At 55.2% G+C, this 20,566-nt stretch carries 16 protein-coding genes; 11 read left to right on the top strand and 5 right to left on the bottom strand.

Translation table 11 applies throughout. The features are described from left to right. Positions 1–9: 9 nt before the first annotated feature. The 3 genes from ntrB to ACQZQY_RS15245 all read right to left on the bottom strand — a co-directional run bounded on the left by ntrB (position 10) and on the right by ACQZQY_RS15245 (position 3,689). Positions 10–918 carry a nitrate ABC transporter permease gene (gene ntrB, locus ACQZQY_RS15255; RefSeq protein WP_056777397.1) on the bottom strand — a complete coding sequence of 303 codons (909 nt, stop codon included), beginning with the start codon at positions 916–918 and terminating at the stop codon, positions 10–12. Positions 919–929: 11 nt separating this feature from the next. Beyond that, a complete protein-coding gene (locus ACQZQY_RS15250) occupies positions 930–2,192 on the bottom strand; it encodes a CmpA/NrtA family ABC transporter substrate-binding protein (RefSeq protein ID WP_056777400.1) in 1,263 nt (420 codons plus the stop codon). A gap of 279 nt (positions 2,193–2,471) precedes the next feature. Next, complete coding sequence (locus tag ACQZQY_RS15245; protein ID WP_431295917.1) at positions 2,472–3,689, bottom strand: nitrate- and nitrite sensing domain-containing protein; 1,218 nt, start codon at positions 3,687–3,689, stop codon at positions 2,472–2,474. Between the two features lie 193 nt (positions 3,690–3,882). Here ACQZQY_RS15245 and ACQZQY_RS15240 point away from each other — a divergent pair, with 193 nt between their 5' ends. From ACQZQY_RS15240 to fhuB, 5 genes are all read left to right on the top strand, one after another. Further along, entirely contained in the window at positions 3,883–4,419 is a 537-nt protein-coding gene (locus tag ACQZQY_RS15240; protein ID WP_056777409.1) for an RNA polymerase sigma factor, read from the top strand. Continuing rightward, a complete protein-coding gene (locus tag ACQZQY_RS15235) occupies positions 4,412–5,443 on the top strand; it encodes a FecR family protein (protein WP_431295916.1) in 1,032 nt (343 codons plus the stop codon). The genes ACQZQY_RS15240 and ACQZQY_RS15235 overlap by 8 nt, the downstream gene beginning before the upstream one ends. 117 nt (positions 5,444–5,560) lie before the next feature. Beyond that, positions 5,561–7,909 (top strand): TonB-dependent siderophore receptor, encoded by a 2,349-nt coding sequence (locus tag ACQZQY_RS15230; RefSeq protein WP_431295915.1) that lies wholly within the window; start codon positions 5,561–5,563, stop codon positions 7,907–7,909. Beyond that, the gene (locus ACQZQY_RS15225) at positions 7,909–8,811 is read left to right on the top strand and encodes an ABC transporter substrate-binding protein (protein ID WP_431295914.1); all 903 of its coding nucleotides are present in this window, start codon (positions 7,909–7,911) and stop codon (positions 8,809–8,811) included. Before ACQZQY_RS15230 ends, ACQZQY_RS15225 begins: the two co-directional genes overlap by 1 nt. Then, complete coding sequence (gene fhuB / locus ACQZQY_RS15220; protein ID WP_431295913.1) at positions 8,804–10,741, top strand: Fe(3+)-hydroxamate ABC transporter permease FhuB; 1,938 nt, start codon at positions 8,804–8,806, stop codon at positions 10,739–10,741. Before ACQZQY_RS15225 ends, fhuB begins: the two co-directional genes overlap by 8 nt. Before the next feature lie 45 nt (positions 10,742–10,786). Here fhuB and ACQZQY_RS15215 read toward each other — a convergent pair whose 3' ends face one another. After that, positions 10,787–11,866, bottom strand: coding sequence for a 1,4-beta-xylanase (locus ACQZQY_RS15215; RefSeq protein WP_431295912.1), 1,080 nt, complete (start codon positions 11,864–11,866; stop codon positions 10,787–10,789). A 208-nt stretch (positions 11,867–12,074) separates the two neighbouring features. Here ACQZQY_RS15215 and ACQZQY_RS15210 point away from each other — a divergent pair, with 208 nt between their 5' ends. The 6 genes from ACQZQY_RS15210 (at position 12,075) to ACQZQY_RS15185 (ending at position 19,012) form a co-directional block, all read left to right on the top strand. After that, positions 12,075–13,082 (top strand): LacI family DNA-binding transcriptional regulator, encoded by a 1,008-nt coding sequence (locus tag ACQZQY_RS15210; RefSeq protein ID WP_431295911.1) that lies wholly within the window; start codon positions 12,075–12,077, stop codon positions 13,080–13,082. A 207-nt stretch (positions 13,083–13,289) separates the two neighbouring features. After that, on the top strand, positions 13,290–13,961 hold the full coding sequence (locus ACQZQY_RS15205) for a helix-turn-helix domain-containing protein (protein WP_431295910.1): 672 nt from the start codon (positions 13,290–13,292) through the stop codon (positions 13,959–13,961). 372 nt (positions 13,962–14,333) lie between these two features. Beyond that, positions 14,334–16,592, top strand: coding sequence for an inverse autotransporter beta domain-containing protein (locus ACQZQY_RS15200; RefSeq protein ID WP_431295909.1), 2,259 nt, complete (start codon positions 14,334–14,336; stop codon positions 16,590–16,592). A 59-nt stretch (positions 16,593–16,651) separates the two neighbouring features. Further along, complete coding sequence (locus ACQZQY_RS15195) at positions 16,652–17,542, top strand: SinI family autotransporter-associated protein (protein WP_431295908.1); 891 nt, start codon at positions 16,652–16,654, stop codon at positions 17,540–17,542. Between the two features lie 90 nt (positions 17,543–17,632). Beyond that, positions 17,633–18,715: an Ig-like domain-containing protein gene (locus ACQZQY_RS15190; protein ID WP_431295907.1), complete on the top strand. Its 1,083-nt coding sequence runs from the start codon at positions 17,633–17,635 to the stop codon at positions 18,713–18,715. A 45-nt stretch (positions 18,716–18,760) separates the two neighbouring features. After that, a complete protein-coding gene (locus tag ACQZQY_RS15185) occupies positions 18,761–19,012 on the top strand; it encodes a hypothetical protein (RefSeq protein WP_056777435.1) in 252 nt (83 codons plus the stop codon). A 108-nt stretch (positions 19,013–19,120) separates the two neighbouring features. Here the strand turns inward: ACQZQY_RS15185 and ACQZQY_RS15180 are convergent, their stop codons facing one another. Further along, positions 19,121–20,551: a 6-phospho-beta-glucosidase gene (locus ACQZQY_RS15180; RefSeq protein ID WP_431295906.1), complete on the bottom strand. Its 1,431-nt coding sequence runs from the start codon at positions 20,549–20,551 to the stop codon at positions 19,121–19,123. Positions 20,552–20,566 lie beyond the last annotated feature (15 nt).

The following is a 20,566-nucleotide window of genomic DNA, read 5'->3' as shown; positions in this document are numbered from 1 at the left end:
GTCAGGCTCCTAACGGTTTTCGTAGCTGAAGCGCCGCGCAATGGCCATCAGCCCCTGCTCCAGCAGCATGCCCACCACGCCAATCAGCAGGATGGCGATGATGATGTTTTCCACGTTGAGGTTGTTCCATTCGTTCCAGATCCAGAAGCCGATCCCCACGCCGCCGGTGAGCATTTCTGCCGCAACAATCACCAGCCAGGCGATGCCGATGGACAAACGCACGCCGGTCAGGATGTACGGCAGCACGGCAGGAAACAGGATTTTGCGCATCACCGTGAATTCACTGAGTTTGAGCACCCGCGCCACGTTGAGATAATCCTGCGGAATGCGCATCACGCCCTCGGCGGTGTTGAGGATCATCGGCCAGATTGAGCAGATAAAGATGGTCCAGGCGGATGCCGGTTCGGCGCGCTGAAACAGCAGCAGACCGATTGGCAGCCAGGCCAGCGGGCTGACCGGTCGCAGTAAAGAGATGATCGGGTTGAGCATATTGGCGATAAAACGGAAGCGGCCAATCAGGAACCCGGCCGGGATCCCCACCAGCGCCGCCAGCCCGAAGCCCATCGCCACGCGTTTGAGCGACGCCAGCACGTTCCAGCCGATGCCCATGTCGTTCGGGCCGTCGATGTAAAACGGGTCAGCAAAGATGATTTTCGCCGCGTCCCAGGTTTTCAGCGGCGTCGGAAACCCTTTGCTGCTGAGTGCGGCAATCTGCCAGATAGCAATCAGCACTATCGCGCCGAGCAGCCCCGGCACGAGTTTTTGCATCATGCGACGCAGGATTTCACGCCCTTTGCTGCCGGTCGCGGCTTTCGCCACCGGCGGCGGCGCGGCTTTCGCGGCGTTCAGCGGCAGAATTTCCGCGCTTTCCGGCTCTGCGGTCAGGGCGACAATATTGGTTTTCGGGTTCATGGACATTTCGGCCTCACTTAACGTTTCATGGCAAAACTGTTGGCGTATTGCGCGGGGTTGCTGCCATCCCACACTTTTCCGTCAAACAAGGTGCTGCTGCGCATATCACCCGCAGGCATGTTGATGCCGCCCACCGCCGTGGCGGCCTGTTTGTAGATGTCGGTGCGGTTGATCTTTTTGGCGACGGCCAGGTAATCCGGATCGCTGTCAATCAGCCCCCAGCGTTTGTGCTGCGTCAGGAACCACATGCCGTCGGAGAGGTACGGATAGTTGACCGCGCCGTCGTTGAAGAAGCGCATGCTGTGGGCATCTTTCCACTTTTTGCCCAGCCCGTTGTCGTACTCGCCGAGCATGCGTCCCTGAATGGTTTGCGCCGGGGTATTGATGTAGGCGCGCGCCGCCACCACCTGCGCGGTTTCAATGCGGTTGGCATCGGAGGTGTCTATCCAGCGTGAGGCGTCGAGCACCGCGGCGGTCAGTGCGCGGGCGGCGTTAGGGTTCGCGGCTACCCAGGCGGAAGTGGTACCGAGGATTTTTTCCGGATGATCGGCCCAGATTTCCTGGGTGGTGGCGGCGGTAAAACCGACGTCATCTAAAATGGCGCGCTGGTTCCAGGGTTCTCCGACGCAGTAACCGCTCATGTTGCCAATTTTCATGTTCACCACCATTTGCGGCGGCGGTACGACGACGTTACGCACATCGTTAAACGGGTGGATCCCTGCATTCGCCAGCCAGTAATAGAGCCACATGGCATGGGTGCCGGTGGGGAACGTCTGCGCAAAGGTGTAGGTGCCTTTGGCGCTGGCATCCACCACTTTTTTCAGCGAGGCCGCATCGGTGACGCCCGCCTGTTTCAGCTGGTTTGAGAGGGTGATCGCCTGCCCGTTATTGTTGAGGGTCATCAGCATCGCCATGTCGTGCTGCGGACCGGAGGCCCCGAGCTGTAATCCGTACACCAGGCCATAAAGCACGTGGGCGGCATCGAGCTCGCCGGACACCAGTTTGTCGCGCACCGACGCCCAGCTCGATTCTTTGCTGGGGATGATTTTGATGCCGTATTTCTCATCGAACTTTTTCACCGCCGCCATCACCACTGACGCGCAGTCAGTGAGCGGAATGAAACCAACGCGGATCTCTTTTTTCTCGGGCGCATCAGAGCCCGCCGCCCAGACGCTGTTCATAAAGCCCGGCATCATCATGCTGCCGCCCAGCACTGCACTGCCGGCCAGAAAACGGCGGCGGGAGAATGTGCCCACTGTGTTGTTGTCGTCTTGCGTCATTACGGCTTCCTGTAAGGTGAAAAATGAGCAAAAAAAAAGCGTCCGGTTAGCGCTCAGTTTCCTGAACGCTAACGGACGCCTTTATCCGAAATGCTGACTAAACCGCCATTGGTTTAGTGCTGTGATGATAAACAATGCAGCTTGTGTGCCAACTTGTGACATCACTGGTAAATCAGCCGGTTAGCGGGTGCCCTTCGCGTTCAGCGCTTTCCGGTGCACCGCCACTGCCCGCGGTGCACACCCGTATGGCACATAGATTGTGCAGATACTCCTTTAGGATTAGGACGCGGATTTGCCCAATACCGCCGCCACCGAGAGCATCGCGTCGGCGATGTCTGACAGCTTTTTGTTCTGGTTCATCGCCATGTCGCGCAGCGTCTTGTGCGCCTGCGGCTCGCTCATGCCGTGGTGTTGCATCAGTAAGCCTTTGGCGCGTTCCACTACTTTGCGTTCGGCAAGCGTGGTGCGCAGTCCGGCCAGTTCAGCATCCTGCGCCTGTAGCTGGCGGGATTGCTGCTCCACCAGTTCGAGGACGGAACGGCTGAGCTGCGGCGGGATCAGCGCGGCGTAGTGCGGGTCATGGCGCGGTATCTGGCCGATTTCCTGCTGCTGCAATTCTCCGGCACGTTCTGCATCGCGGATCCGCTGACGGCAGCATTCGGTCAGCACATCTTCCAGTAAATCCTCGACAATTTTCATGCCGTCGATGCGGGCGGTGGTGACGTCAAACCAGCGCAACGCCACGTCGCTGGCTTCGCCGGAAGGTGTTGCGCTGGTGCAGGCAATACGGCGAAAACGCTCGAACTCGCTGCTGTCGGCGCTCAGCTGTTGCTGCCACAGCGCCAGACAGCGGGGATCGGCAAACTCGGTGAATGTCTGGAAACAGCGCTCCTGACTTTCGATCAGCGCCAGTAACTGCTGGTGCGTCTGCTCGTCAAAGTGGCGCGCCGTAAAACCCGCCGCACCCAGCGCGCGCTCCTGAGCGGCCAGTTCCTTACCCTGCATAAAGCTGAACATCGCCAGCAACGCCCGTGAGACAGAAGGATCACCGGAGGTATCCGCAGCTTCAAACACCAGTGCCAGATGAATGCGGATCACCTCGCTGTAACGGCTCATGGCGTCCGGCTGTTGGATACTCAGCGCCTGAACCTGCGCGCGCAGCGACGGCAGCGTGCTCAGGCTATGCAACACGCCGGCAATCCGGCTGAACAGCCGCGAGGCGTTAGCCATCGGTTGTCCGTGGAGATCGAGCGCCGCAAGTTGCTGGCTGACCGCCTGCTCAGCAAGCTGTACCTGAAGCGCCCGCTCGCTCAGCCGGTCACCCCAGGTTTTGCCCTGCGAACCCAGGTAGATATTTGCCGTGCCGCGCTCGCGTTGTAAGACGTGAATAAGCTGGCTGACCGCTCCCACCAGTTTGCCCATTTGCAGCAACTGTTGCAGGCCGGTGATTTCACTTCTCTTGGAAGCCAGTACAAAATCGAGAGCAGAAAGTGTCATGGTTGAACCTGATCGCCGGAGGATAACAGCGGTGAAGCAAGAAGCGTGCCGGAGGGCGGCCTGCGCAGAGATTCAGACCGGTTGGGCAGATTATTTTCGAGAATGATTATCATTTAAGTATGCCAGCCGCGGGGATTTATGCGTAATATAGGCATCGCAGAAGCCCCCCTGTCCTTCATCACCAGAGAATCAAGTGCCTGCTTTCGAGAAGTATTACACTGAATTATATCGGTTTATAAACCGGAAACTCCGTGACCGTGAACATGCAGAAGACATGGCGCAGGAAACGTTTATCCGGGCGCTGACGGTCACCCAGCCCATACGGTCGCACCGCAGTCTGCTGTACCGTATCGCCCGCAATTTGCTGGTCGATCACTATCGCCGCCCTGACATAGCGTCCGGCGACGCTGCTGATGAGACGGACGCAGAGCAATTTGCAGCGCCTTCTTATCTGCAACCTTACGAATTAATCGAAGAAAATCAGTATACTGAACTGATGACCCGCACCATTGAAGGCCTGCCGCCGCGCTGCCGTGAAGCCTTTATTCTGCACCGCTTTGACGGCCTGTCGCAGAAAGAGGTCGCGCGCCAGATGGGGATCTCCATCAATATGGTCGAAAAACACATTATCCGCGCCATGTTGGCCTGCCGGAACAGTAACGACATCTGGCAGCAGGAGCATTCCGGCCAGCAAGCCCGAGACAAGAATAAGGATGGCCTTGATGAATAGCGCCAGGGATCCACATATGCAGACCGATGAGCAGGCCGTGCACTGGCTGATCCAACAGCAGACCGGGCTGTCCGCCGGGGAACGCGCTGAATTTGAACGCTGGCTGACGCAGGCCGACAACGCCGCGCGATACCGCGCCATGCAGCAGGTGTGGCAGCAGGTCGGTGAATTGCCGCAGAAAAACGTGGCGCGTCTGCGTGCTTCACTGCCCGCCGCGCGGCCTCAGGCTTTGCGCCGCCCGGTCTGGCACCTGGCCGGTCTGGCGTGTGCGCTGCTGCTGCTGATGTGGCCTGCCTGGCAGTGGCTGTCGCCGCCGGTGATGACCACCCAGCTGCATACCGGACGCGGAGAAACACAACAGATCACCCTGCCGGACGGCACCGTGCTGACGCTCGATGCCCAAACCCGGCTCGACGTGGCGTATTACCCGCAGCGGCGTGAAGTCACGCTCCGTCAGGGGCAGGCCTTTTTTGACGTGAAGCATCTTGAGGACAAACCTTTTGTGGTGCTGAGCGGCCCTTCCCGCGTCACGGTGCTTGGCACCCGTTTCAGCGTGCGCTATATCCCGCAGTCGATGAGCGGCGACGGTGTGGATGTCGCGGTCAGCAGCGGCGCCGTGCGCGTCGGCCCGCGTGCGTGGCTGCAAAATATGCGCTGGCGGGCGATGGCCGCACTGCATCTGACCGGGCAGGACCGTCATCTGATGGTGCTGGGCGCCACGCAGCGCGCCACCAGCGATATTCGCGGAAATCTCACCCGTCAGCCACCGGTTGCGCCGGACGCTATCGCAGACTGGCGGCAGTCACGCATTAATTTCAATAACACGCCGCTGCGTCTGGCGCTGGCGGAATTCGCCCGCTACGGCGATATGCCTTACGTAGCGGGATCGGCGGAGGTTGCCGCCCTGCGCATCAGCGGCAGTTTTAACGTCTATCGCCCGGACAGTTTTGCCCGCGCCCTGCCCAAAGTGTTGCCGGTGAAAATCAATCTGCAGGCAGGCGAGACGCAGATCCGCAGGCGCTGAAGGACCCGATTAAAAATAAAGTAAAAATATTCCTGAGACGACGTCAGGGTTTTGGCGTCAGTCTCGTCTTCAGAAAGGATAATGATTCTTATTTGATTTATTTCTGGGGATATCCGCATGACCATTTCTTCGTTTTATCAGGGTACGCGTTTCAAAACTGGCCTGACCGCGATCGCGCTCGCCGTCTGTTCACCGGGGGTTATGGCGGCAGCCACGCTGCCGATTTCACTGCCTGCCCAGCCGCTTCTCACTTCGCTTAATGCGCTGGCTCAGCAGGCAGGCGTACAACTGATTGCCGCGCCGGACTCCGTCGCACAAAAAAATGCCCCCGCGGTACAGGGAAACATGACGCTGGAAGCGGCACTTGGCCGTCTGCTGGGCGGCAGCGGCCTGGGTTACAGCCTTGACAACGACACCGTGGTGGTGGCGCCGCAGCCTGCCGCCGCCGACACGCTGACGGTCACCGGGCAGACCGGCCCCTATTCTGCCATTCCGCAGCAAAGCAACTCCGCCACCAAAACCGACACGCCGCTGCTGGAAGTGCCTCAGTCCGTGTCAGTCATTACCCGTGAACGGATGGACAGACAGAACGTGCAAAGCGTCACCGAAGCGCTGCGTTATGTGCCAGGCGTCAAAACCGAAACCTACGGTGTGGACCCTAAAGGCTATGACTGGATCTACATTCGCGGGTTTAACGCCCTGACCACCAATGATTACCGCGACGGCCTGCGCCAGCTCAACAACAGTTACAGCTATTTCCGCACCGAACCTTACGCGCTGGAACGGATTGATATTGTGCGCGGTCCTTCATCAACGCTGTTCGGCCTGGGCGACGCGGGCGGTATTGTGAACCGCATCAGCAAGCTGCCGTCGGCGCAGGGCGTGCATGACGTGGAAGTCGAACTGGGCAATTTCAACCGCCGTCAGGCGCAGTTTGATATGAGCGATAAAATCGATGATGACAGCCATTATCTGTATCGCGTGATCGGCCTGGCCCGTGACAGCGACACACAGTTCCAGTACCGCGACGGCCCGGATGTGGAAGATAACCGCGTCTATCTCGCCCCCTCTCTGACCTGGCTGCCGGACGCCGATACCAGCCTGACCGTGCGCGCCGATTATCTGCGTGACACCTCCGGCGGCACCATCGCCGTGCTGACCAAACCGGGCGGCAAGGTCACTGATACCCTGCTCGGCGATTACAGCTACAACCGTTTTCGTCAGGAACAGTTCACCGTCGGGTATGAGCTGAGCCATCAGTTCAACGATATTTTCCAGGTACGCCAGAACGTGCGTTACGGCCAGACTGACACGATTTTGAATAACCTGCTGCCGGGCGCGGTGAATTTCAACGCCGGTACGGTGTCGCGCAATGCGATTCGTTTTGACGAGCACATGAATGCGTTCAATATCGACAACCAGTTGCAGGCGGATTTCTCCACCGCCTCCGTCACGCACCGTCTGTTAACCGGGCTGGATTACAGCCGCCTTGATGGCAATGCCAAACGCTTCGGTGCCGCCGCCCCGGCGCTGAATATCTACAATCCGTTGTATGGCCAGAATATCGCCGATCCGACCTATGCCCTGAACAATAACGATCAGACCACCGCGCAGCTCGGCCTGTATATGCAGGATCAGATTTCACTGACGCCAAAATGGTTGCTGACCTTAGGCGGCCGCCACGATGACATCAGTATGCGCACGCAAAATAATCTCAACGACAGCACCAGCTGGCTGGATAAAGGCGCCTGGACAGGCCGTGCCGGGCTGACTTACCTGGCCGATAACGGGCTTGCGCCGTACATCAGCTATGCCGAATCTTTCGTGCCAAACAGCGGGACCGACAGCCAGAACCGCACCTTCGATCCGAGCAAGGCGCACCAGTACGAAGTCGGCGTGAAATACCAGCCGGACCCGGATCTGCTGATGACGCTGGCAGCGTTTGATATCACCAAAAGTAACGTGCTGACCAACGAGATCGTCAATAACGTGATCACCGGCTATCAGGTGGCTTCCGGCGAAGTTCGCTCGCGAGGCGTGGAAGCTGAAAGCACGGTGAAGCTGACGCAGAATCTCGATGTCCTGGCGTCGTACACCTACACCGAAACCGAAATCACCGCCAGCAACAACGGCGATCGCGGCAACGAGCAGGCCAACGTGCCCAAACATATGGCTTCCACCTGGCTGAATTACGGCTTCCATCAGGGTGTGCTTGACGGTTTGCTGCTGAGCACCGGCGTGCGCTATGTCGGCAGCATGTACGGTGATAACGCCAATACCGTGCCGGTGAAAAACTTTGCATTGATCGACGCCGGGGCGAAATATCAGGTTAATCAGCATGTTTCTGTCGGTTTCAATATTCAGAATCTGCTGGATCATGACTATGTCGGCACCTGCGACGACGACACCAGCTGTTATCCGGGACAGGAACGCACGTTCATCGGCTCGCTGAAATACAGCTTCTGATGTCAGGCCTGTTACTCAGCCGGCGCGACTGTCTGAAGGCGTTACTGGCGCTGCCGCTGCTTGATGCAGCGTCGGCGCTGGCGGCGCCTGCGGATCACCGTATCGTTGCCATCAACTGGCTGGCGGCGGAAACCCTGCTTTCGCTCGGTATTACGCCGCTCGCGGTATCTGACGGCGGTTATTTTCGCCGCCGGATTGCCACGCCGGTGTTACCGGCAGAGGTTCAGGATATCGGCCCCTACTGGGAGCCGAATCTGGAACTTATCGCCGCCCTGAAACCCGGACTTATTCTCAGCGACAGGCTTGCGCCTGCCCTCCTCGACAGCCTGCAACGCATCGCGCCGTTGCAGGTGGTGTCGGTCTATCCTTCTGCCGGGCCGCTCTGGTCAGCCTTGCTGAACTTCACGGCGGAACTCGGCCAACAACTGGCGATCTCCCCCCGCGCCACCCGCCTGACGGAGACGTCCGCGGTGGCGATCGAACGCTGCAAACAGCGCATCGCGCACGCCGCCGGGCAACGGATCCTGGTCGCCGTACGCAGTCAGGACGGGAAATACGCCACGGTGTATGGCAGCAACAGCCTGCCCGATGCGCTGCTCACTCAGCTCGGGTTACGCAATGCCTGGACGCAGCCGGTCGGCGCGATGGGCACCGCCAATGTGGGCATTGAGAAACTGGTGTCGTTACCGGCGGACTGGCTGTTTTATACCGAACTGCCGACCACGCTGACGCGCGTTTCGCGGCTGCGTCAGCCGCAGGGTATGTGGCAACAGTTACCGCTGGTGGCCGCCGGGCGGGCCAGAGAACTGTCGCACTTCTTCCCGTTTGGCGGTCTGGCGACGGCGGTGAGTCTGGCGCAGCACATCACCGCGGCACTGGGAGAGGTAACGGGCGATGCATAAACAACACCGTGCTTTGCTCCCGTGGCTGGTCGCGCTGTTACTGACGCTGCTGTGCGCATTTTTACTGTTCAGTAATCTTTCACGTTCTGGCAATACGCCTTCTCCGGCAACCGCCAGCCTGTTGCTGCATTACAGTTTTTTACCGCGTCTGGCGATCGGCGTGCTGGCGGGAATGGCGCTGGCGATGGCAGGCCTGCTTTTTCAGCAGGTATTGCGCAATCCGCTGGCCGAACCCGCGACGCTCGGCATTGCCGCCGGTGCCAATCTCGCCATGTCCGCCAGCATGATTGTGTTCCCCGGCCTGCTGGTTGTCGGCCTGACCAATCTGGCGCTGGCGGGTGCGGCGCTGACCGCGCTGGTGCTCTACCTGCTGATCGCCCGTCAGGGGCTGGATCCGCTGAAAGTGATCCTCACCGGCATGGTCATCAGCCTGTACGGCAATGCCCTCAATACGCTGATGGTGTTGTTCAACCATGATTATCTCAGCGATCTGTTCAGCTGGCAGGCCGGTTCACTCAGCCAGAGCGGCTGGCAGGCGACGCAGTTTTTACTGCTGCCGCTGCTGATACTGATGGCACTGAGCGCCCTGCTGGCAAGGCCGCTGGCGCTGATCGGCCTTTCCGACCAAAGCGCCGGTGCGCTCGGCGTTTCGGTGGTGAAAGTACGTATCGCCACCCTTGCCGTCGCCGTGGCGCTCAGTGCGCTGGTCACCAGTCAGCTTGGCATTATCGGCTTTGTGGGACTGGCCGCTCCGGCTCTGGTGCGGCTGACCGGCGTGCGTTCATTCCGGCATCAGATGCTGTGGGTGCCGCTGTGTGGCGCACTGTTGCTGACGCTGGTCGATCAGCTGGCACAGTTTCTGTCACCTGCCGGCGGGGATCTGCCGACCGGTGCGCTCTCGGGATTACTCAGCGCACCGCTGATGCTGGTGTTGCTGTTTCGCCAGCGCAATCAGCTTCTCACGCCGTCGCCGTTCAGCGCACAGCCCGCCCGCACGCTGACCCGCGCCCGGCTGCGGATCTTGCTGCTGATGTTGCTGGGCGGGATCGTCGTTTCGTTGCTGGTTAACCGGTCGCCGGAAGGCGCTGCGTTCCGGGCGCTGCTGGAATGGCGCTGGCCGCGCATGCTCGGCGCACTCAGCGCAGGGGCAATGCTGGCGGTCGCCGGGGTGCTGATCCAGCGGCAGAGCGGCAACCCCCTCGCCAGCCCGGAACTGCTCGGCATCAGCAGCGGCGCATCGCTGACGGTGGTACTGATGGTTGTCCTGTTTAATCAGCCGCTGTCGTCGCTGTTTCCGGCCGCGCTGGCGGGCAGTTTGCTGGCGACCCTGTTGCTGTTTATGTTCGGGTTACGCTCGCGCTTTCAGCCACAATCGATGGTCATGGTCGGGCTGTGTCTGACGCACCTGAGCATGGCGCTGAGTATGCTGTTGCTGATGAGCGGCGATCCGCGCGCGATGATGTTGCTCAACTGGAGCACCGGATCCACCGCAGGCATTACCGCAGAACGTGCGGTCTGGGGCGCGGGTCAGGCGCTGGTGTTAATCCCGCTGGCCTTGCTGTTGCAGCGCTGGGTGCAGTTGCTCGGCCTCGGGCATCCCACCGCGCGGGCGCTCGGCATCGGGCTGCGGCGCAGCAATATGCTGATCCTGCTGCTGGCGGCGGCGCTGACCGCAGGCGGCACGTTGCTGATCGGCCCGCTGAGTTTTGTCGGGCTGATCGCCCCGCAGCTGGCCCGCTACAGCGGCGCGATAAGTTTCCGCGCGCAATGTCTGGTCGCGGCACTGTTTGGCGCTTTGCTGATGGTGATCGCCGACTGGCTGGGCCGCAACATCGCCTGGCCGTGGCCGGTTTCCGCCGGGCTGCTGTGCGCGCTGATCGGCGCACCGTGGTTTTTATGGCTGCTGATGAAAGGAAGTAGTAAGCACTGAAGATTCGTGAATCGGCCGCACGTCCCTGTGCGGCCGTTGAAAAGTTTATTTCATGCGTGTTAAACGGCGAACCAGATCCATTTCGGCACGGCGGAACGGAATGCCGTATTCATCGAGCACATCGTGGAACCATAAATGGGCGTAATCCTGATTCCCCTTGCGCACCGAAGGCCACGGCAGTGTGGTCTGCGTTTTACCCCGCACCAGCCCCCAGTGATAACAGCCCGCGTTAAAGGCGCTGAACAACGGCAGTTGTTCTTCAAACACGCTGCCCACGTGGCGCGCCAGCCATTCGGTACACAGCACCGGGCGGTTGAATTTTTGCCAGAACCGCAGCGCTTGCAAAAGCTTTGGCGTGGCGACGTAGGCATGAAAACTGATGACGTCAGAGAGCTGCGCGGCAGCGACATCGACCGGATGGGTGAAAAACTCGCTTTCCGGCTGATCGGGGTCTTGCGGGAAATGCCATGCGCCGACGGTCAGCGGCGCAACCGGATCCTCCTCCCGCGCCCAGACAAACGCCCGCTGCATCAGTTCGAGCGCAAAAACCTCAAGCTTTTCGTCATACATCACTTCTTCAAGCCCGCTGGCAAAGGTGCCACGGTTGCCCGGCTCGTTGTATAAATCCCAGATAGCGATGCGCGCGTCGGTTCGAAAATGACAAATAATATCGCGCACATAGCGCTCGATTTCCGGCCACCTGTCGCGATCGCACACTACATCCCGCCCCGGACTGGCCGCCGCCTGACTGTTATGTTTACCCGGCTCCGGCGCTTTTTGCGGGCCAAGGAACGGCTCGTCACCGGAGAATCCGCAATCGTCCATCAGCGTCAGCATCACCTTGATCTGATGGTGCGCGGCGATACTCAGGAACTGATCAATCCGCGCCAGCAAACCGTCGCGATCGTCCTGCCAGACGATGAACGGCAGATTGATGCGCAGCTGGTTATAACCGGCCTGGTGCGCCCAGCCCAGCTCCTGATCAATGGTTGGCGCGTCAAACGTTTCGCGCTGCCAGAGTTCTGTCCAGTTTATCGCCGTGCGCGGCAGGTAGTTGAATCCGCAAATCCACCCCTGCTGCTTTCCCCATTCTGCTGCCTGTTGTTCGCTCCACTGCGTTTTCATTCTGTTCTCCTTGTCCGGTTGCCGGTAACATGCCATTGCTAATAATATTAGCTAATAGTTATTATCAAACCCGCCAGGCTGCAAATACGGGGGGCGGGTTCTGCAATTGCGATCACACTCTTTTCAGGCAAGCTCCCGGGTGGTCTGGCAAAAATGCGTGCTGTGATATAGTGCGCCGGGCATAAAACAGGGTGACGGGGAAAGGCGGATGGAGAAAAAGAACAAGGTGACAATGAGTGATATCGCACGTGAGGCGGGAGTTTCACAGGCAACGGTTTCGCTTATTTTAAACAACTCACGCGCCATAAAACTCAGCGAAGAAACCCGTCAGCGGGTGTTCGATACCGCCCTGTCGCTCGGCTATAAAAAAATGCCTGCGCCGCACCGGGATAACGGACAGGAAGAGATCGCCCTGCTGCTCAACGCCATGCCAAGTTACGATCCCTTTGTTGATGCGCTGAGTGAAGCCCGTGAAGCCGCGTGGCGGCACGATACGCTGCTGACCATCTATGATTATGGCGATGATATCGGGCTGGCGGTGCGTATCATTTCGCAACTGAATCAGCGCCGCTGTGCGGGCATCATCATTGCCTCCCCCGTGACGCAGGCGATTGATTTTTCGGTGTTCGCCAACCAGACCTCGCTTCCCGTTGTGCTCCTCAATGTCTACGATCGCGCCTTCCCGCTGCTGCCTACCTTCCTGCCCGACGACCGTGCTAACGCGTTGCAGATCACCCGCCACCTCATCGAACAGGGCGCAACACGTATTGCGCATATCATGGGGGATAACTGGATGGAGGCCTGCGAAATGCGCCGTGAAGGTTATCGCGAAGCGTTGTCGCACGCGGGTATTCCTTATGATGAACGGCGGGTGATGGCCACCAACTGGTCGCTGAATGAAACCTATCAGGCCACGCTGGCACTGATGAAGCTGCCGGAACCGCCCGATGCCATTTTTTGCTCCAGCGACTGGATGACGCTCGGCTGTTATCAGGCGCTGACCGAACTGCATCTGCGTATTCCGCAGGATGTTCTGGTTGCCGGATATGACGATCAGCGTATTGCCGATCAGATGACCCCGAAACTGACCAGCGTACAGTTGCCTTATGTCGAACTGGGCCGTCAGGCGGTGGAATATATTTGTTCAGGAGAAGACGCGGCAACGTGCGTACGCATGGCAGGAAAACTGAAGGTGCGTGCGAGCACCGCAGGATAATGTTTCCGTTTTTAATGCACATTAACCCATGATGACATTATTTTTCAGAAATTAGATTTCTGCTTTTTTATAACATCCGTAGCAACAACGGAGGTTATAAAGATTAATCAACAACACCTGACATGTTAAGTCCATAGCAATTCTCCTCCGCCGTGGTAGACTTCCGCCTGAACAGGGAAAGTCAATTTTAAATAAATCAGAGGCGGAATGAACACTCAACACCTGTCTGAAAAAATGTCGACTTCAGGTCATCATCCTATGCAAAAGCCCGTTAAAACAATCATTAAATTAATCGGGTTATTCAAACAATTATCTGCTCCATTACTGCCCGACCGCGCCGGAGGAGAGGTTAAACTGCACAATGAACAAGGTGATTCTCAGGTCGTGCTTGTGATTGAAGGTACAGTGGATATTTACCGTAACTCGGATAATATGCTATTTGCCACTGCCCGCGCCCCCGCTATTTTCGGGATGCAAGGTTCACCCTATCGCGACAGTATCTATAAGTTCATTTCCCGCCCTGACTGTGTATTAGAAACACTGCCTTTGTCCTCTGTTATCCGGATTATAAATGCAAACTCTCTTCTTGAAGAACTGCTGATCTGCCAGTCCTATTTCAATGATTACCACGCGTACCGAACAAACATGCTCATTAATAAGACTTCTTATGAAATCGTGCGCGCCCTGTTACTTGAACTGGATAAGGTTCCCTCTGAGATAAAAACCAAAATCAATGTCCCTACTTTTATTTTAGAACGTAGTCATCTGGCGCGCAGCGGAATAATGAAAATATTATCTCACCTGCGGCAAGGTGAATATATAAAAATAGAAAGTGGCAAGCTGGTAAGCATATTAAGAAAACTGCCAAAATCATTCTGACTGGGGTTCTGTTTGTTCTGAATAGTTGTCAATCACCCAAAACCTTTCCACAAAAGCCTCTGATATTCCTCGTTTTAAAATATTATTTAACTTGCTGATTTTAAATCAAAATAACTTCATTACTGAAAAATTCACGCTGTCCTGCGCTGTGGGAGCGAGAGATCACTTCGATAAAAAAATTCTTATCTCTCATTCGGTTAGTCCGGTCAACTGTCCAAAAACGGACGTTGTTGTAAAAACCCATTGTTGTTAAGATCTGCTTCATCCACCCACATGGAATACAATTTACCCGCGCAAAGCCAGAGTAATATCTGATTGCGAATACTCAATCATTCTTTTTTAAGAACTTGCCCCGTATTTTCGGCTAATAATATGATGAAAGAATTTATTTTTTATTCATTGGCAATATCTTTATTTTGTCAAATTCCTGCAGAGACAGTACAGGCCTCTGATAATATCCCGTTGCCTGATCTCGGCAGCCGTGCCGAATCATCTGACGACGCAGATCAAAGCGAGACAAAAAATAACCCGGCTGAGAATGATATTTGGGCCTCGAAGACGGCACAAATGGCGACGAGTGAAGCGCAACAAAATTTTCAAAATCTGACACCTGAAGGATTGAAATCACAGTTATTCCAGTACGGAAAAGGAATGGCCAGCGGCGCGGCACAGGCGCAAGCCGAATCTTTACTTTCTCCCTACGGGCATATCAGTACGCAATTCGTTCTCGATGATGACGGAAGCCTTGACGGCTCGTCACTGGATTATCTCATCCCGATCATTGAGGGAAAGGATAATCTCTTTTTTAATCAAATTTCTGCTCATAATACCGATGGCAGGACAATAGCTAACCTGGGTGCCGGTATTCGTCATAATCTCAGCCAGGACTGGATGATTGGTGCCAATACTTTCTATGATTACGATATTACCCGGCATCACCGGCGTATAGGTTTTGGTGGTGAGGCCTGGACAAACTTTTTAAAGCTCAGCGGTAACTATTATCTGCCTTTATCTTCATGGAAAGATTCCCGGGATCTGGAAAATTATGAAGAGCGTCCGGCAAGGGGCTGGGATATGCGTGTGCAGGCTTATTTACCTGCCTATCCTCAGCTTGGTTCGTCACTGGTTTATGAAAAGTATTACGGTGACGAAGTGGCGCTGTTTGGCACTGATGATCTGCAAAAAGACCCTTCCGCGGTCACGCTGGGCGCAGATTATACGCCGGTTCCCATGGTCACCCTTGGCGTGGGGTATAAAAAAGGGAATTCTGATAGCGATGAAGTGACCGCCGAACTCGCGCTGGATTACCGCATCGGCGTGCCCATTTCAAAACAACTGGATGCTTCCGCCGTGTCGCAAATGAGAACGCTGGCCGGCAGCCGGATGGATTTCGTCGATCGTAATAATCACATCGTTCTCGAATACCGCGAAAAAAACGATCTGGATATCGGTTTGTACCTCAAACCGACGGGCACCGCAGCACAATGTATTCTTGCTGATACCCCGGAGCAAGCACAGGCCTATGAAGGATGTCACTGGACCGTAAATGCCTCCATTTCCTCACATCTGGCGATTAAAGAAGCCCGCTGGATCCCCTCTGGCGCGTTTAATCCGGAAACACAGTTAGGTTTACCCGCGTTATCCCCTGAGCAAAATATCAGCGCAGGCACCAATAACCACTGGACATTGACGTTCCCGGCCTGGGTGGATTCTCCGGATCCTAATGCCAATAAATATACGCTCTCGGTGATGCTGCTCGACGATAAAGGGCGCAGCAAGCAGTCAAACGCAGTGGATATAATCGTTTCAGAAGCCCCTTCTTCCTATCAGCTGGTTATTAATGAAGCCGGTGAGGAGAAGAAAACCACCAAAGTTCTGTCTGACGGTAAAAGTGTGGTCGATTTAGAAGCCAGCGGGAGCAAAATTGCCGGGCTGGCAGGTGAAACGACACCAATTAATGCAGAAGATCTGAATATGACGTTCCGTGCTTACAAAATGGAAGATAAAAGTCATAGCAGCGAAGTGGTGATTCACGCATCAAAAGAAAAATGCGACGCAGCAACATCTTGTCTTTTCTACACCCGTTCTCCGGATAATGGAAAAGCCGCGGTCAGCAGTACCATGAGCGGCGTTTATAGCATTGTCGCTTCACCAGAAAATAAAGAAACACAACGGACCAATGCGGTGCTGATTAATTTCTCCCCGGCTGAAACCATGTTTTATACCGCCATTGTGGATAAAGCAGCTCCGGATATTAATCTGACGGCTACCCGGGGAAATACCCTTCAGTTAGGCCATGAATATTTATTCAGGGTCGCCTACGACAGTAATAACAATGGTCAGTGGGATGCCAGTGACCGGGAAACTATTTCTGATACCTCGTCAACGCCATTATCGTCGCTGATGAATTACCGCTGGCAATTTACCGGGGTCACGCCGGAGGGAACGCCGGGCGGCTTTGCCGTTTCCGCGACAGACAACCATAGCCTTATTCTGCCAGCCACCAATGCTATGGCGAAGAGCGTTTTCGCCGGTGCCGGAGCAGAAGGTATTCAGGGTTATGAATTAAAAGTGGATTACCAGCTGACGCAGGAAGGGTTGAAATCCGTTGAGTCATTACGTACCCGATAATAACTGGCAGCTTCATTCAGAGTTTACGATTATCTCATTAACAAGAGTCTTTATTACCTATGAAAAATTTCAATAAAACATTGCTCGCCACCCTGTTATTTGCGAGCTGTTCACAGTTTGCCGTTGCGGATACCACCGCCAGCGCGGGTCAGATAATGGGTACCAAACCTGTTCTCACCGGTACCGGTGCGGGTGCCGTCGATCACAGCGTCTCCTTTTCCAACGGACATGAAAGTGGCTCTGTCACGGGAATGGCCGTCGGAGATAAAGTCACCCTGAGTTATGTTTTAAAAGACGCCGAAGGGGATACGGACGCCAGTGAAAAAACCATTAAATGGTTCACCACGTCAGACGGTCAGAGCGACAAAAAGGATATCACCGCTGCTGACGGCAACGCCGACTATACGCTCGCGCAGGCCGATGCCGGACGTTATCTTGGCGTGACGATCATTGAAACCACCTCGACGGGTATCCCAACGGTCGGAGAAACCCTCACCATTCAGGATATCAGTAAAAATGACACCACAGATAATATCCCTGACGGTCCGGTCGTTGGCGGAACTGTGTCAACCATGATTGTCGATGCAGCCGATCCTGGCACTAACCTGATTGGCAAAGCGAACAGTCAGCTGATCCTTGGCCACAGCTATCAGTTCAAAATCTGGTATGACACCAACAACAACAACGTCATGGATGCCGGTGAAGTGGATGCTTCCTCTAACTACAGCTACGTGTGGACCTTCGACGGTACCTCGGCAACGGCGGGTACAGCAGGAGGTGCGGCCGTCAGCTCAACCGATAACAAGGATCTGAAACTGCAATTAACCAACGCGGAGGCGAAGAACGTCTTCGCCAGCGCCGGCCCGGACGGTATTCAGGGTTATCAGCTGAAAGTGGATTACACCGCAAAAGTGAAAGCCACATTAAAGTCCGGTAAGCGTCAAAAATAATCTTTCCCGGCGTTGAATAAGCCGGGCGACGACCGCCCGGTTTATTTCCCTTTACTGAATAACCAGACTCCCGCTGTTATGGTGTAAAAAATGAAAACGAATAAACCCAACGTCACCGGGATCGCTTTTTTAGTGGCAACCTCTCTCGGCGTCTCATTCATGGCAACCGCAGAAGTTATGACGGGGTCAGCGGGCATCGTCGCCGGTACAGCGCCTGTGATTTACAATAATAAAGACCTTCCCGAAACGATAAATATCACGCGGGATAACGATATTATTGGCGATAATGACGAACTCGAAATCAATGACAGTATTTCTTTATCCTGGCGTTTTAATGATGATGAAGGTGATGATGATGTGACCCTCCCTTCTGTCGAATGGATATGTCTGGATGCGGCGAATAATAAGCGAACGCTGTCACAAGGCACGACAAATTATGTTATCAGGCCCGCCGACAAGGGTTGTGTCATCGGTGTGAATATTACTCCGAAAACGGTTACCGGTTTTCCTCAGGCAAATACTCCCCTTCAGATCGGCGATATCAGCAGTTATGACAATTCGGATAATATTCCTGACGGACCGGTAAACCCGCACGCTATCAATATTGTGGGATATATCGTCGCACCGAATAATACCTCCGCGCGATTAACCGTGAGTGGCGATAAAAGTTTACACACCGCCTTTGCGGGTGCCGAAGTACAAATGGAAACAGATAACCTGGCTGACCAGTTAGACTGGACCACCAGTAACAGTGCCATCGCGACAGTCTCGAACAGCGGACTGGTGACATTTAAAACAAAAGGCGCGGTGCGTATTATGGCCAGACATAATGAGAAAAGAGCATCCATTATTTTCTCCCCTGAGCGTTTTTACACCGCAAGTACCTCCGGCAAAAATTGGCCGGACGCCAAAAAAGCGTGTGAAAATCAGGGGCTGCGTCTGCCTAAGCTGGATGAACTCTCCGCGGGACAACATGTCCGTCACGCACCCGGCACCTCTTTATGGGAAGAATGGGGAGAAAGTGTGGAAGATATGCCGCATTCAGGCGTTGTCTTCTGGTCTTCTGATATTTCCAGTTTCGATGTCAGTGCCTACGCCTATGCCTACCTGTCAGATGGTCATATTTCCTCTAACACACAAGATATCGTTGAGGGTTATGCCTGCGTAGAATGAAAAGCATAACGCTGTCTGTCATTACAGAAAACATGAGTAATCACGATGAAACTATTAAATAATGAATCCGAATACAGAGAATGGATGACGAAAGATTATTTATATATTGATGACGGTTTTCCGCCAATGCTTGAAGCCGGTGAAATTGAAAATGAACTGGTCAGACATATGCCTGTAAACTACCCCTGCATTGTATTAGAAATTAAAGGCATGAGACTTTATGATACCGATATTATTGAGTTTATATACCGTTCACAGGTTGAGGAGTGGGCAAAGCTGTTAGCCATCATTCATTAAGTGATTGTATGAGAGGATGACCAGTATTTAAAACACCACAGAGTGTCATAAAGGATGCGCCAAAATAAAGGCCAGCATGGCGCTGGCCTGAATATTTACCCGGTCAGATTACTGCAAATCCGTTCCGTGACTGGCGATCACCTTTTTATACCACCAGAACGATTTCTTACGTTTTCTCTCCAGCGTACCGTTGCCGCTGTCATCGCGATCGACATACACGAAACCGTAGCGTTTGCTCATTTCGCCGGTGGATGCCGACACCAGATCGATACAGCCCCACGAGGTGTAACCGATGACCGGAATACCGTCGGTAATGGCTTCGCCCATCGCCTGGATATGCTCACGCAAATAGCTGATGCGGTAATCATCATCGATTTCGCCACGCTCGTTAATTTCATCTTTCGCACCCAGGCCGTTTTCCACCAGAAATAACGGTTTCTGATAGCGGTCGTACATCATGTTCATGGTGATGCGCAGGCCGAGCGGGTCGATGCCCCACCCCCATTCGCTGACCTCGATGTGCGGGTTTTTCAGTGATTTAACGATGTTTGCTGCGCTGCTGTTATTGTCGTTCATGTCTGCCGAGGCGCAGCGGGAGGCGTAATAACTGAACGACACAAAATCGACGGTGTTTTTCAGGATGTCGTCATCCCCCGGCTCTTTCGCAATGGTTATTCCCTTCTGCGCGAAGACGCGGCGGGTATAAGAAGGATATTCGCCACGTGCCTGGACGTCGATAAAGAACAGGTTCTCGCGATCTTTTTGCAATGCCGCCCACACATCTTCCGGTTTGCAGGTGCGCGGATAGAAATTACCGCCCGCCAGCATGCAGCCGACCTGATTTTGCGGGTTCACTTCATGGGCAATTTTGGTCGCCAGGGCGCTGGCAACCAGCTCATGATGCGCGGCCTGATATTTCACCTGTTCCTGATCTTCCCCTTCTTCGAACACCAGACCGGCGCCGGAGAACGGGCTGTGCAGCAGAATATTGATCTCGTTAAAGGTCAGCCAGTATTTCACCAGCCCGTCAAAGGCTTCAAAGCAGGTGCGCGCGTAGCGGGCGAAAAACTCCACCATTTTACGGTTACGCCACGAGCCGTATTCGATCACCAGGTGCATCGGCACGTCGAAGTGGCACAGCGTCACCAGCGGTTCGATGCCGTACTTTTTGCACTCCGCAAACACGTCACGGTAGAACGCGATGCCTTCGGCGTTTGGCGTCTGTTCATCACCGTTCGGATAAAGACGGCTCCAGGCAATCGAGGTCCTGAATACCGTAAAGCCCATCTCCGCCATCAGCGCGATGTCTTCTTTGTAACGATGGTAAAAATCAATCGCCTGATGGGCAGGATAAAACTCATCGTCTCTGAGCGAAAAACGTTTTTCCTGACCGGTTTTCACCGCCAGCCGGTGCTGGCCGTGCGGGATCATATCCACCGTGGTCAGGCCTTTTCCGCCTTCAAAGCTGGCACCTTCGGCCTGATTGGCGGCTATCGCGCCGCCCCATAAAAAGCCGTCAGGAAATGGTGATGCTGCCATGAGAAAGTCCTCTTC

Origin of the sequence: Rahnella sp. PAMC25559, from assembly GCF_050632365.1 — a bacterium.
In the GTDB taxonomy this organism is placed as follows: Bacteria; Pseudomonadota; Gammaproteobacteria; order Enterobacterales; family Enterobacteriaceae; genus Rahnella; species Rahnella rivi.
Note: the sequence above shows the minus strand (reverse complement) of the source record. Positions and strands in the feature narration are given on the sequence as shown.